11 protein-coding genes are annotated in these 13,564 nt (G+C 47.0%); 2 read left to right on the forward strand and 9 right to left on the reverse strand.

Translation table 11 applies throughout. From position 1 onward, the window contains the following. Positions 1-9: 9 nt before the first annotated feature. The 6 genes from A8O25_RS09165 to A8O25_RS22475 form a co-directional block, all read right to left on the reverse strand. Positions 10-4,419: a CusA/CzcA family heavy metal efflux RND transporter gene (locus tag A8O25_RS09165; RefSeq protein WP_066833908.1), complete on the reverse strand. Its 4,410-nt coding sequence runs from the start codon at positions 4,417-4,419 to the stop codon at positions 10-12. 141 nt (positions 4,420-4,560) lie between these two features. Continuing rightward, positions 4,561-4,875, reverse strand: a complete 315-nt coding sequence (locus tag A8O25_RS24340; protein ID WP_377047742.1) for a DUF6660 family protein — start codon at positions 4,873-4,875, stop codon at positions 4,561-4,563. A 691-nt stretch (positions 4,876-5,566) separates the two neighbouring features. After that, a complete protein-coding gene (locus A8O25_RS24345) occupies positions 5,567-5,914 on the reverse strand; it encodes an SIS domain-containing protein (protein ID WP_377047745.1) in 348 nt (115 codons plus the stop codon). Between the two features lie 9 nt (positions 5,915-5,923). Further along, the gene (locus tag A8O25_RS09170) at positions 5,924-6,814 is read right to left on the reverse strand and encodes a cation diffusion facilitator family transporter (protein WP_066833910.1); all 891 of its coding nucleotides are present in this window, start codon (positions 6,812-6,814) and stop codon (positions 5,924-5,926) included. 193 nt (positions 6,815-7,007) lie between these two features. Continuing rightward, entirely contained in the window at positions 7,008-7,256 is a 249-nt protein-coding gene (locus tag A8O25_RS09175; RefSeq protein ID WP_066833912.1) for a hypothetical protein, read from the reverse strand. A gap of 476 nt (positions 7,257-7,732) precedes the next feature. Further along, positions 7,733-8,056 (reverse strand): four-helix bundle copper-binding protein, encoded by a 324-nt coding sequence (locus A8O25_RS22475; RefSeq protein ID WP_074987959.1) that lies wholly within the window; start codon positions 8,054-8,056, stop codon positions 7,733-7,735. 356 nt (positions 8,057-8,412) lie between these two features. Here A8O25_RS22475 and A8O25_RS09180 point away from each other — a divergent pair, with 356 nt between their 5' ends. Both A8O25_RS09180 and A8O25_RS09185 read left to right on the forward strand, forming a co-directional pair. Beyond that, positions 8,413-8,775 carry a hypothetical protein gene (locus A8O25_RS09180; RefSeq protein WP_153042670.1) on the forward strand — a complete coding sequence of 121 codons (363 nt, stop codon included), beginning with the start codon at positions 8,413-8,415 and terminating at the stop codon, positions 8,773-8,775. Between the two features lie 69 nt (positions 8,776-8,844). Further along, positions 8,845-9,315, forward strand: a complete 471-nt coding sequence (locus A8O25_RS09185) for a beta-barrel fold lipoprotein (protein WP_153042671.1) — start codon at positions 8,845-8,847, stop codon at positions 9,313-9,315. Between the two features lie 13 nt (positions 9,316-9,328). Here the strand turns inward: A8O25_RS09185 and A8O25_RS09190 are convergent, their stop codons facing one another. The 3 genes from A8O25_RS09190 to A8O25_RS09200 form a co-directional block, all read right to left on the reverse strand. Continuing rightward, entirely contained in the window at positions 9,329-10,675 is a 1,347-nt protein-coding gene (locus tag A8O25_RS09190; protein ID WP_066833919.1) for a Fic/DOC family protein, read from the reverse strand. Positions 10,676-10,815: 140 nt separating this feature from the next. Next, positions 10,816-11,172: an antitoxin VbhA family protein gene (locus A8O25_RS09195; RefSeq protein ID WP_153042672.1), complete on the reverse strand. Its 357-nt coding sequence runs from the start codon at positions 11,170-11,172 to the stop codon at positions 10,816-10,818. Positions 11,173-11,237: 65 nt separating this feature from the next. After that, entirely contained in the window at positions 11,238-13,379 is a 2,142-nt protein-coding gene (locus tag A8O25_RS09200) for a TraM recognition domain-containing protein (protein WP_161947725.1), read from the reverse strand. Positions 13,380-13,564 lie beyond the last annotated feature (185 nt).

Raw genomic sequence — 13,564 nt, forward strand, 5'->3', positions numbered from 1 at the left:
CTTTAAGTTTTATTGTTGATTTTCTATCAGGAAATTTAGCTCGATAACAGCTTTATCATACTCGTAAAGCGTATCCAGGTAATTGGTCTTGATAGCCAAGGCCCTGTTCAGGCTTAGGAGGTAGTCTTGGTAAGTGATTTCCCCCACTTGATAGGCTCGGGAGGCATGGTTGATAATGAGTTCCGCCTGTGGCAGGGCGGTCTGCTCATAGTAGTTCAGACTGCCCTGTAATTTCAGGACCTGCTGTCGGGCAGCTACCAGATTACCTTCCAGCTGATTTTGGCTGCTTTGCAGGTTTTTCTGGGCGAGCTGCTCATGCAGCCTGGCTGCCTGTATCCGGCTGGTTTGCGGCTTTGCCCAAATAGGGATTCCCACTCCTACAGACACCCCCGTGAAGCGGTCTCCTGCCGAGAAGGTTCTTTCCACGCCGTTGACATTTTGCGTGCCAATAATGGATTGGTTGAAGTAGCCTAGGCGGATGTCGGGCAAGAGCCTGGCGCGTTCCACCCCGGTCTCAGCTTGCCGTAACGCTACCTGCTGGCGAGCTAGCGCCAGCTGTGGGTTCTGTTCCAGGGCATCCGAAGACACAACAGGTAAAGGCAGGCGTGCCAATGCCGTGTCGGCTGTGGTTACGGAACTGTCAGTGACCAGCAGCACCTGTAGCTGTTTTTGGAGCACGGCCTGGTCGGCAAGCGACTGGCGAATGTTGTTCTGTACTTCTGATTGCTGCGCCTGGGCTGTTACCTGTTCCAGTAGGTTGGTTTCCCCTGTTCTCAGACGCACTTCGGCGGCTCTCAGAAACTGTGCGTACAGGCTGTCCTGATAACTTAGCAGGTCTATTTTAGAACGCACATACACCAGGCCGTAGTAACCGAGCCGCACATCCCGGACAAGCTCCCTGGCCCGCAGGCCAAATGAAAACTTACTTTCCTGTACCTGCTCTTTTAAAAGCTTAGCCTGTCTGGCATATACCGTTGGAAAAGCCAGCGATTGGGAAATGGAAATGTTATTGTCTTTCTCAAGGGTGTTCGACTGCCCGTAGGTAACGTCCACGTCTGTCTTGCCTATGTCCCAGGCAGCACCCCTAAGCTTTTCATTTCGTTGTATATTGATTCTGGCAGCCTCTAACCCCGGGTTCTGGCTTAACGCCCGATCAACGGCGCTTTGTACCGTGTAAACTTGTGTGGCCTGCCCTTGTGCAAGTGCTTTGGAGGTAGGCAGGAATGAAAGACCTACTGCCGATGTGGTAGCGATGAGGGCAACAGCCGAAGCGGAAAGCCCGCGTCCGGATGAATTACCCTTCTGCATTCTTTTTAGCAAATAGCCCTCTATTAAAATGTAAAGCACAGGAAGCACCACCAACGTGAGCATCGTAGAGGTAATCAGGCCACCAATTACAACCGTTGCGAGCGGTTTTTGTACCTCGGCTCCGGCTGTATTAGAAAGTGCCATCGGCAAAAAGCCCAGCGAGGCCACTGTGGCCGTCATCAGTACCGGGCGCAGTCGCAAGGAGGTGCCGTTAAGTATAACTTCTCTTAGGCTCAGGCTACTGTTCTCTTTTCGCTGCCTGTTAAACTCAGCAATCAGCACAATCCCATTCAGTACCGCTACGCCAAACAAGGCGATAAAGCCCACCCCGGCGGAAATACTGAAAGGCATGCCCCGGATCCAGAGCGCCAGTACGCCGCCTATTGCCGAGAGCGGAATAGCTGTAAAGATAAGGAGCGAGTGCCGGACAGATCCGAAGGTGAAAAACAGCAGCAAAAAGATCAGCGCCAGTGCGGCCGGAACAGCCACCGATAAGCGCTTGTTTGCCTCCTGCAGGTTCTCGAACTGCCCACCATAGGTTACAAAATACCCGGTCGGGAGCTGTACCTGCTGGTCGATTTTCTGCTGCACTTCTTCTACCACGCTGGCAATATCACGGCCACGTACGTTAAAGCCTACGATGATGCGGCGCTTGGCATCCTCGCGCTGAATCTGATTTGGGCCCTGCTGAAACGCTATATCGGCTACCTGTTGCAAAGGTACCTGCTCGCCTGTGGGAGTGGTTACGAAAAGCTGCCGTACTGCTTCAATGCTTTGGCGGTTCTCCTGGGCAAGCCGCACCACGAGGTCAAATCGCCTGTCGCCCTCGTACACCAGCCCGGCGCTTTGCCCGGCAAAGGCGGCGTTGATGGCCTGGTTGATTGTCTCCACATCCATTCCGAACCTGGCTACCTGGTCGCGTTTGATGGAAACGACAATCTGAGGCAAGCCTGAAACTTGTTCTAAGTATAAATCCTCCGCTCCATCCACAGTCGAAACAATTCCGCCTACCTCCTGCGACAACCTGGTCAGCTGCTGCAAATCTTCGCCAAATATTTTAATACCTACATCCTGACGCACCCCTGAAATCAGTTCGTTGGAGCGCAGCTGGATGGGCTGCGACACCCCGAACGTAACGCCGGGAATAGCCTCCAGCGCCTCTGTCATTTTATTTGCCAACTCTTCGCGTGTTTCAGCACTGGTCCATTCGTCCTTGTCTTTCAGGGTTATGGTTACGTCGGCAGACTCCATCGGCATCGGGTCTGTCGGGATTTCTGCTGCCCCGACTTTGCTTATCACCTCCTTTACCTCCGGAAACTGCTCTTTTAGCATCCGGGAAGCCAAGGTTACTTTCTCTACTGTTTCTGAAAGGGAGCTTCCGGTCAGCAGCCTGGTTTCCAGGGCAAAATCACCTTCCTCAAGCGTAGGTATAAACTCGCTGCCCATTCTCGAAAACATAAACAGACTCAACGCAAATAAACCCACTGCTACTGCCAGCACCGATGCCTTGAACCGTAGGGCACCGTGTATGATGGGAGTATAAATTCGTTGAAAGAAATCCATCATACGGTCGGAGATAGTACGTTTGTGGGTAATGTTTTTACTCAGCAGCAGCGCCGACATCATCGGCACATACGTGAGCGAGAGAATGAAAGCACCCAGAATGGCAAAGGACACCGTAAGCGCCATCGGACGGAACATTTTGCCTTCGATACCCACTAACACAAGAATCGGCAGGTACACAATCAATATGATAATTTCCCCGAAGGCAGCTGCTGAACGGATCTTCCGGGCAGAGTCATAAACTTCCGCATCCATTTGCTTTTGCGTGAGCCGCCCTTTGCCACGCAGCCCCAGGTGGTGCATGGTGGCTTCTACTATGATTACGGCTCCATCCACTATAAGGCCAAAGTCAATAGCCCCGAGGCTCATCAGGTTGCCCGTTACGCCAAACAGGTTCATCAGGATGATGGCAAAGAGCATAGCCAGCGGAATAACAGAGGCCACTACCAGCCCTGCCCGCCAATTGCCCAGGAAGAGCACCAGCACGAAAATAACAATAAGGGCACCTTCTATCAGGTTCTTTTCCACAGTGCCGATGGCGCGGCCTATCAGCTCGCTTCGGTCCAGAAAGGCTTCCACTTCCACGCCTTCAGGCAATGATTTTCTAATCTGGTCTAGCCGCTCTTTTACCCGCTCCACTACCTGATTGGTGTTCTCGCCTTTGAGAAGCATCACAATGCCGCCTACTGCCTCTCCGGAAGAGGTGGTAAGCGCGCCGTAACGGTTAGCGCTGCCGAACTGCACACTGGCGATGTCGTTGATAAGTACAGGCGTACCGTTGGTGGTGTTGCTGACCACTACCTTGCCTATTTCCTCCAGGCTGCCGATAAGTCCTTCGCTGCGGATGAAGTAGGCGTTGGGTTTCTTGTCGATATAAGCACCGCCCGTATTCTGGTTGTTGCGCTCCAGTGCGTCCAGTACATCGCTTATACTTAGGTTATAGCTGCGGAGCCGGGCGGGCTCTATAGCCACTTCATATTGTTTCAGAAAGCCGCCGAAGCTGTTTACCTCCGCCACGCCGGGAGTACCCAGCAGCTGCCGCCTGATAATCCAGTCCTGTATGGTGCGCAGCTCCATCGCGTCATACTGCTTTTCATAGCCAGGTTTGGGATGCACAACATACTGGTAAATCTCTCCCAGGCCCGTGGAAATAGGCGACATTTCGGGACTGCCTATTTCTGTTGGTATGATGTTTTTGGCCTCCACCAGACGTTCGCTCACCTGTTGGCGCGCCCAATAGATATCCACATTGTCATCAAACACCACGGTTACCACTGATAGCCCGAAGCGGGAGATAGAGCGCACTTCCTCTATGTCAGCGATGGTGGACATGGTCTGCTCCACCGGAAAGCTGATAAGTCGCTCTACTTCCTGTGCGGCCAGCGATGGGCTGGTGGTGATGACCTGTACCTGGTTGTTGGTGATGTCAGGCACGGCATCGATGGGCAGCTGCGTAACAGAATAGCTACCCCAGATAACAAGCGCAAGGGTAAAAATGCCGATGATGAGCTTGTTGTAAATTGAAAAATGGATAATGCGGTCAAGCATAATGAAAGTCTTTAAATCAAAATTCAGAAATTCTCCTGCCAGCCGAAACCGATACCTGTAAACAGCCATTAAGCTGAATGTAGGCAAAGCCGTAAAGCTTCCTTAAAGGAGCTTCACAGAGCAGGCAAAAATAAATTTGATTTAAAGCCTTGGCGGTTGCCAGATAGAAAAAGAAGGCTTGGATACACCAGCTACCTGGTGAACTGGTGTTGGGATGGTTACTTTGATAGCTGCGGTACTTGCTTTTTGTGAAATTGTCTGCAAAGCGAAACCGGCGCAGCAATTACAGGTACACAGCGGGGAGCATAAATCCGCAGCCGGGGAATGGTCCTCGGAATCCGTGTTTGGGTTGATGGTGGTTTGTGCAAGCGTGCCTACCCTTGGCGCTGCATCAGCACAAGGAACACATGATATCACTATCATGAAAACGCTCAGAAGAATAGCATTCCATTTCATCCTTTGCAAAACTAATACAAATTAAATGCAATTCAATAATATTTTTTTAAAAAGCTAAACGTTTTAAATCATATTTTGATATAAAAGAACTTGTTTAGAGTTTTAAATCAGACCTTGTTACGTGTTTTTAAAGTCAAGAAGTAAGGAAAAGGCTAAATAATTGGTGGTGATAACACCACCAATGGCGGCAGCTATAACCTTTTTATGAAAACTCTAAACAAGTTCAAAGAGAAACCAAGCTAATTCAAGCTTCCTTGCTTAACTCCTCTTGTTAAAGAGGTTTGTTTAACAGTTATAAAAAATTTATGCTTCTGGGATTCTTTAACCCAATCCTGAATCCAATTGACTATTTAAGCCACTGATATTCCATCGTGCATTACTGTCCTACCCCTAAGCCCAGAAATATTTTTTCAATATCATCTATAACCTTTCTTTGTTTTAAGCAGTTGAAAGCAAGTATTCTAAACCGGAGGAATATTGACTTGTTGTTCTATTTAAAAGGACCAGGATATGAATATTTGAATATGAACCTCCTGAATGCGGCCCGCATAACCGCTATGAGCCACCCGAATTTCTACATCAGCCAGTGGGCCTAACTACCCGCCGTCTTTCCCGGTTAAGGCTACTCTTGCATGCCCCGCCTCCGGGCAGCCAGGGCAGCCTTAATAATATTCCGGGAGTTCCATTGGTACTAATGGCCAGCAATATCTCCCGGCCGACCTAGACCCTCCATGAACCGGGAGAAAACAAATTCGGAACCGTAACCATTGCCGGTACAGGTAAGATGGCTGGCATCAGAAATAGCAATGGCCGCCAAAGGCGGTCGGTTTTCGCGAAACCTACCGGTTAGCTCTTCGGCAAAGTGCATGGCATCGCAATGCGAACCGCCGTTGCCGCAGAATATAATTTTATTCCCGGCCTGTAAGGTCCGGCTAAAAATCTCCGCCGCTCGGGCAATATCATGGATATTCTTTTCTTCGTCTAAAAAAATAACTTTGTATTTTTTGAGGAGCCTCGAATTTCTTCCTGAAAATTGAATTCATGGTATTTATAAATGCACTTCCTGTTCCTGATAACCCGCTGTCTCCAATTGTATGGTGGTGTGGCTTATTTTGAAAGGCTCTTTTACCTGGTTATTGATGGCTTTTAGCAAATCATTGGGTTTAACTGCCTCCTGCATCACGATGTGCGCACTCATGGCATTTACGCCAGAGGTTAAAGCCCAAACATGCAGGTCATGCACACTTACTACACCCGGCATTTGCCCTATTTTTTCCCGTAGCGTAGCCAAGTTCACATCGGCCGGGGTACCTTCCAGCAAAATGCTGACAGCATCTTTTAGCAGAATCCAGGTGCGCGGCAGAATAAATAAGCCAATCCCCGCCGATAGAATTGGATCGGCATAGTACCAGCCGGTCGTCCACATAATAATACCGGCTATAATTACCCCAATGGAAGTCAGCATATCCGATAAAACTTCGAAGTAAGCCCCTTTCATATTTAAACTCTCGGTGGAGCTTTTGCGCAGAATATACATACCAATTAAGTTTACGACCAAACCAATTCCGGCAATTACCAGCATGAATTTACTTTCTACTTCGGGCGGGTTTTTAAACCGGAGATATGCTTCGTATAAAATATAGAGGGATATACAAATTAAGATAACGGCATTGGCCAGGGCTGCTAATATTTCAGCGCGGTAATAGCCAAAGGTTTTTTCCGGAGTGGCTTTTCTTTCGGCCAAGTTAATCGCAATAAGGGCAAAGGCCAACCCACCCACATCCGTGAGCATGTGCCCGGCGTCAGCTAACAAGGCCAGGCTCTTGGTCCAGATGCCGCCCACTACTTCGGCAACTAAATATAATAAGGTAAAGCCCAGTACTAGTTGCAGTTTCTTTTTATTCTGGCTGCCGGGCGAAACGGTGTGGCCTTGTGACATTCTAGTTAATGTTTAGAGGATTGATATTCTTAATACGAAATATAGATGCCATAGCTTTCATCAGCGAGGAGATCTTTCCACTCGCTAATCAGATTATGGCAGGCAATACCGTGCCGGATGCTGCGGTTAATATCATACAAACCTAATCGGTTTAAGCACCCAGCATCTTCGCGCAAGGCATAATCCAATCTACTTAGTCTATTAAGCTGTACCAGGTAAAACCTACGAGGGGAATACCGTCTTGTTTCAGGCGGTAGGCGCTGGCCAATTGCCGCCGGAGCCAATCTGCCGAACCGGGTTTCCTTAGGTTGGTTTCGGTATGCATGACAGGCAGCCGGTAGCGGCTGAAATATTGATGAGAAATCACGTAATATCCGAATATTTCTCCGGAGGCGCTGGTGGTGTGGTCTTCATGCACCATGTGTTCATACATAATAATCATTACCTATAATGCACTTGACTTTAACGTTCTGGTTGGCAAACCAAGCGTATTCCCCCTCAGTCATTCCATTCTGAAGCAGGTATTTATATATGGTTACATATGGTTACATTAACTGGGTACCCATAGGTTTGAATTCAGGGATATAAGCGTTTCTAATTTAAAATTCTGCCTAAGGCTTTCTGGCGAGAGAACACTCCGTTGACTCACTCTGGATGAAGGTCGCATGGGCTGTACTTCCAGAATGGTCGCCATGGCCAACACATCGCTCCCTATTCATTTCTGTACGGTTTAAATGTCCGCCTTCAGCGGCAAACAAGTAGAAGTTGTCCGCCAATGCCGGAACTGCCGCCGACCCTAGAACACCTTGCCTACAACCGCATCCCAAAATATTTAGTAATAAAACATAAGTAGCCAACCCTATCAGTTCTAAACTGTAAGCTTGGCTACTTTGAAATATAAGCTTAGCGCTGGGTAATTTATTCGTGGTGGCTATGACATGCCTCGGCGCATTCCAAGCAAGCCTGGGCACATCGCTGACAATGGTCATCCTGGTGCTGGGCGCACTCTCCTCCACACTTGCGGCAGATTTCTTCGCATAATACCAGATACTGATGCCCTATAGCTGAGCCACTTTGTAAAAGCGCAATAGCATGTCGGCAGGAATCGGCGCAGTCCCGGTCTAGTTTTGCACAATTGGCCATCTTCCCGCCCTCGGAAAGGCAATGCGTGAAGCACATTTCGCAGGTGCTGGCACATGTTAATAATTTTTCGATAAGCTGCTGATGATCGTTGTTTTCCATAATTTTTTAAGTTATTCGGTTTACAATTACTTAATATCTACGCACTGATCTCTGTTAAGTTCCTTAACAAACACAGAGGCAATTCAGTAGTGGACTAAATAGAAAACAGAGTCAAGGACAGAAGGTACAGACACTTCCTGTGCATATTAAAAGCCACCTGTTACTTTAGGCTACACGGTATAGGAAAGGACTTGTAATAGGAAACAGGACTATGATACGCCTTGTTATACTACCATAGTAAAAGATATTATAGTGGTAAGATAAATGCAGATTTTCAATATAATAGTTTTAACACATTAAGAATATAATATATCAAGCAAATTTCATTTTAAACAATGATGCCTTTAATTGCCCCTATGATACACATCAAACACCCAGAGGCTAAGTGTAATGCTTCACAAGAAAGCTTCGTTACTTCTGCTCCGGTAGAAGAGAGGCGCTTTCATGAGCTATTTTTTACAATTGGAAATGCAACTATAATTTACCACAATAGGGCAAAGGACTTTGAGCCTTATGAAGCGGATTATTTGGAATGGCTGGGAGGACTGCCTGAAAAGGTTAGGGCAGGGATGGAGGAAAAAGGTTTTAAAGAATGCAGGAGCATCTTATCCTTTACCCGCTACGTGATGGAGAAAAATGATATAGGACAAGAAGAATTCGTCCGAAACCTGGTTGGTAAGGCAATTTATGATGAATATTTACAAATCTGCATGAAATAAACTTAAAATAACTTCCTGATTTTTCTAAGCCTAGTTTTAAGTTTTCGGCGTATAAGTTTTTTATAACTTTTGTCTAACTTCTTAAAAACTGATGAAATGAGGAATTACTGTCTTTTCCTAGCCCTTATTCTCTTATTTTCTTGCAGTGAGGATAAAGAGATAAATCCCGACGGCAGCACCTACAAAGTAGTTATTGAACAGTCCGGGGATTATACCAATTACAATAAATCGTTGATTGCAGTTACTCCTGATATGGACGGTCAAACGTTGAAGTTCAACAGCGTTGAGAAAAACCAAACAACGGATAACTATTTAGAAAACGCTGATTTAGCAGGTTCAAAAATCACATTGGTTTCTCAGAAACCTTCCAAAGAAATTGAATTTAATTTTATCGTTAGTCCTATCCTCTTGGCCCCCGCTACTGCCGGGCCGATGGCAATAAAATTCACTTTCTATAAAGACGGAAAGTCTATTGGTGAAAAGTCTTTTCAATACATAGGTAATTTTGATGTGAAACAGGAAAGCTTAAAATTCAAATAAACACCCTACCCACTTATCGCTCTACCCCTCCCCTACCCTGGTGTAACACTTTAGTGGCAGTACCCTGACTGTGGGCCCTCTCCGGCTTTTCTAAAATACTGACGGCATTTTTAATATCAATAACAGAGCCTTCTTCTTTTAAGCCGGGAACTGTAGCCGAAGCATCGAGCGCGTTATTGACGTGCGCTTTGTTCACCCCTCCGACAAAAGGGACTTTGGAAACGAATTTTGCCACGTCTTGCAACCGCTCCCCTTCCGTCACTTTCCCATGGGCTTTCAACTCCAAGCTTACAATGGCTGAAGCTTTAATAAAAAGCTCTTTTGCTTCCGTGTGGTTCTTCGGCTGGCCACTCTGTAGTTGTTGCGCTCGCGAAGGTGCCTTTAGAGCAGGAATATCCTTACCGGCGGAAACATATTTCACATGGTCCAAGGCCTTTGTGAACCGCTCGGCATCCTGATAAAGATAATGGTCTGGTTTCACCCCTCCCTCTAGGATGGCTTTACTGACAGTGCGCAAGTCCCTGTCGTGAGTTTTCAGATTTTTAGGTTCTTCCACAATGTTTTTCACCTGCTGCTTTACCGCAATATCCCACCGGTCAGCTATCCGGCCACCGGTCACCTCCAACTCCCGCAGGGCTTCTATACGCTTCATAGCAGCCGATGGCTCCGGTGTTTTGGAAGCACCTTCTGTCCTGGCTCTCTCAGCTTCGATTCCGGGCAATGGAGTAGTGATTTCATTCAGAAAAGCTTTTAGCGGAGCTAAGTTTTTAGATGCTTCCTGGGGAGCGTATGGTTTTACAATTGCAAAATTCCTGGCATCGTTATATTTAGCCGGGTCTGCCCGGCTAAAGTCAATATTATAACCTGCTTCTCTTCCTAATTGGGTAAAGGCAGCTTGCAAAGTTCTACCGTTACCCTCCCGAAAAGCATGTACATGGTTGTACTGGTCTAAATAATAGGCAGCACGGTCAATAAACTTCTCCGGCTCTAATCCATTTAAATTGTTTTCTTGCTGGAGCTGCTTGCTGATAGTCTCCAGCCGCGTTTCTATCTCCTTGAAAGGTGCGTATCTCATTTCCTGCGGAATATGGTTGACCTCCGTTTCTTTAACACCCTGGAACCCTCCCCTTTCGGCCCTGCTTTCCCCTGCCCACGGATAAACGCTTTGGAAAAGCTGTTTATGTATTTTCTGTAAATGTTCCAAGTTAAAATTACCGGGTATCCCTCCTCTCTCTTTTAATATAGCAGCATTGAAACCGGCGACATCATTTTCAATTTTGGCCAGCAAACTTTTATTCTGAATACCAATATGGTTTATCAGGGTACCATTCTCGTAGGTAAATCCATCGTTCTGCGCCATTTTTACAATTGTAAAAATTAACTTACATTTTCATTATTGCCATTCTGCCTTTCATCAAATAGCCCTGGCATATTTTGAGTATATAATTCTGTATTCTCTGGCTTACTTTGGATGCTTGGTTTTAGTGGCGACCGGTCATTCTAATATTTTTCATCAGCACCGGGTTCCTCTGGTACAAAAGTGGCCGTTCCTACTGAACCGGCCAATGTCATGCTTTCCTGTTCAAGATTGAAATTATCCAACCCATGATGTTTTAGCAACATGGCCAACGCCTGCTCCAAAGAGCACTCCCCATCCACGTATTTTTGCATGAATGCTATGGCTTCTTCGCTTGGCATCGGGCCATTGCTCATAACAAGTGCAAATCCGTGATTTGCGATGCTTTCACGCTCTGCTCTCTTTGCCAGTTCCTCAATGCTTAATCCTGCGGGGGCAGGCTTGAAAAAGGTGCCTCCGGGTTTCCAATTGCTATTTTCCATACTTTGTTTTTCACTCAATCTTCTATACAATATACGCAAAAATGGCCAAAAAAGCCAGGATAAACAGGGGGGGGAAAGTGCTGCTACTCCTCTCCGGGAACCAGCGTGTTAGGATACATTTCTACTGTTTCTTTTACCTCATCGCGCACTTTTTGGTAATTCGCCTGAACTATTATTCTCTGCGCCTCCTGGGAATCGGTTTCACCTTCGTCTGCAAAGAGCGCGAACGGTTCCAGTTCATGTATTTCCGTTTGTGCATCGCTGCGGTCTATCCGCCCTTGGAAAAAGGTAGATTCTGTTTCAACAGTCTGACCGATGAATTCTCCCTGCTCTAACCCAACGGCATCTTGGACACGGACCAAACTGCGTTCCTGAAGACTTACGCTTTGATTCTGGCTCCGGTTCCGGTGGCCAGCACCGCCGGTGCTGCTGCCACTGCTTGTTGATACCATTGACTTATCTTCCCGACCGACGATTTTAGAAATGAGTTCAGCAGTCTCCATGTTGTTTACTTTCCCGATAAACCAATTATTGAGGTTACTAATCATTACCTGCATTTTATCCCGTCCGTATGAATCAACCATCTGACTCAAATCCTGGCTCATGTAAATAGTAGCTATTTTATTACTCCTGGCCGTCGCGGGGATTACCTCCAGTCCAGGCACGTAGATAGTCGCTGCCTCATCCAGAAAAACATAGCTTGGGTGCTTCCGCTGCTGGTTCATCAGTTTGAGCGCCACGGTTATTATACAGCTGATAACCGGTGAAAAGGTATCTTTTAGGGTGGGGTCATTACCGATACACAATAACTTAGGATTGTTCGGGTCATTCAGGTTTAACGAGAATCCTTCTCCCCTACTTTCATCCGGGGTAAGCACCCAGACAATTTCCGGGCTGTTTATGCGGCTTAGGATAATTTGCAAGGTGGCCACGACCCCGGCAATTTGTTTCTCGGCCTTCTGTTCTACTGCGGTGATGAGGCTTCGGACCATATCCCCGCATTCAATGTCTGTATCCAGCATTGATAAAACGTACCTAAAATCCTTATACAGGGCCGTTGCAACTACATGGGGAATGGTGCAGTATGCTGGAAAGTTCTTGCGGTAAAACCAAATGATGCCCGTTAAATAAGCAATTGCGGACGTACTGAAAAACTCTCCTGGATTCTTAATGGTATTTGTATTCAGGTTATTGATTATCGCCCGGCTGTATTCTTCGGCAAAGGCAACTACGGGCATTTCCTCTGGCCTTAAGGGGTTAAGTCGCTCCGTGCGTGATAAATCCCGGAAATTGATGACATGGAGTTGTACACTGGGCTCAGGTTCGCCTTTGGCTTCCGCTTTTTCGGCAGCAAGGGTTAAGGCACGCTGCGCGACTTCTGTTAGCACAGGGAATTTAAAATCATAAATCAAGCCTGCCCAGTTTTTACCGGCAAATTGCTCAATTACCGGTTCCCCAATACTGAATGACTTCCCCGCTCCTGCACCCCCTAACACCAGATTCCCCCGAAAAGCGTTTGGCACGTTTATATATCCTCCGTCCATGGTGGGCAAGCTGAAACCGTTTTCCGAATTCAGCTTCTTTCGTTCAGTGGTTAATCCGAATTCTGGCCGTTTGCTGCGGGCGATAACCAAACCGGCGACGAAGGTGCAGAGAATTCCTAATAGGCTGGCCATGGGGTAGCCGTACAGAATAAAACTTGGAGAAAACTTTGCAATTGTTAAAAGCACATAGCCACTTATCAGGAAAAATCCACCGCAAAGCAGGAAAATAACCGTTCTGCTTTTTCCAGGTATCGGTTTAAGTTTGGGCTGCCCTAATTTCCTTTCCGGGGCTCTCTGGATGAAAAGCAACGCAAGCGAAGCAGCCAAAAGGGAAAGCCGGAAGTAAATCCCGGCTTTACTGTATATGCTATCTGCTTTCAAGAGAAGCCTTCTCCTAATGCCACTTCCGGAACTTCCCAATTTACCACCTGTCCCCTCTACGGTACTGGTGCTGTCTAAACCTGCCACCTCAATGACGGATTCAGTATTCTTACCTGACCCTGTCCTCATACGGTCGGCTTGCCGCCTCCTCAGCTCCATCTGCCGGGCAATTCTCTTTTGTTGTGGCGTGAGTTCGGGATTTGCTTTCACCCAGGCACGTGCCTGGTGTATTTCTGTTTGATGGAGTAAAACATAATAATCCCCAAAAGCTATTGCCAAAACCACTAATCCAATAACCAAGGCTAGGTTTTGACTCTTACCCGGTGTAGGTACCTGCATAATTATCCCTTCTTAAAATAAAATATGACTCCTATTGCCTACCCTAGGCAGTCTAGAACAAAGTCGCCTCTGCTCCGGAAATGTTTCTTTAAAAGTTGTCTCGTTATTTTAACTGGTATCACCTACCCTTTTCCCACTTTATGCGT

It is taken from the genome of Rufibacter ruber (assembly GCF_001647275.1).
GTDB lineage: Bacteria > Bacteroidota > Bacteroidia > Cytophagales > Hymenobacteraceae > Nibribacter > Nibribacter ruber_C.

Excerpts from the sequence above, each read along its gene's own strand:
- A8O25_RS09190 (WP_066833919.1), bottom strand. The coding sequence starts at position 10,675 with ATGGCGCAGAACGATGGATTTACCTACGAGAATGGTACCCTGATAAAC.
- A8O25_RS09180 (WP_153042670.1), top strand. The coding sequence starts at position 8,413 with ATGATACACATCAAACACCCAGAGGCTAAGTGTAATGCTTCACAAGAA.
- A8O25_RS09170 (WP_066833910.1), bottom strand. The coding sequence starts at position 6,814 with ATGTCACAAGGCCACACCGTTTCGCCCGGCAGCCAGAATAAAAAGAAA.
- A8O25_RS22475 (WP_074987959.1), bottom strand. The coding sequence starts at position 8,056 with ATGGAAAACAACGATCATCAGCAGCTTATCGAAAAATTATTAACATGT.
- A8O25_RS09165 (WP_066833908.1), bottom strand. The coding sequence starts at position 4,419 with ATGCTTGACCGCATTATCCATTTTTCAATTTACAACAAGCTCATCATC.
- A8O25_RS09175 (WP_066833912.1), bottom strand. The coding sequence starts at position 7,256 with ATGATTATTATGTATGAACACATGGTGCATGAAGACCACACCACCAGC.
- A8O25_RS24340 (WP_377047742.1), bottom strand. The coding sequence starts at position 4,875 with ATGAAATGGAATGCTATTCTTCTGAGCGTTTTCATGATAGTGATATCA.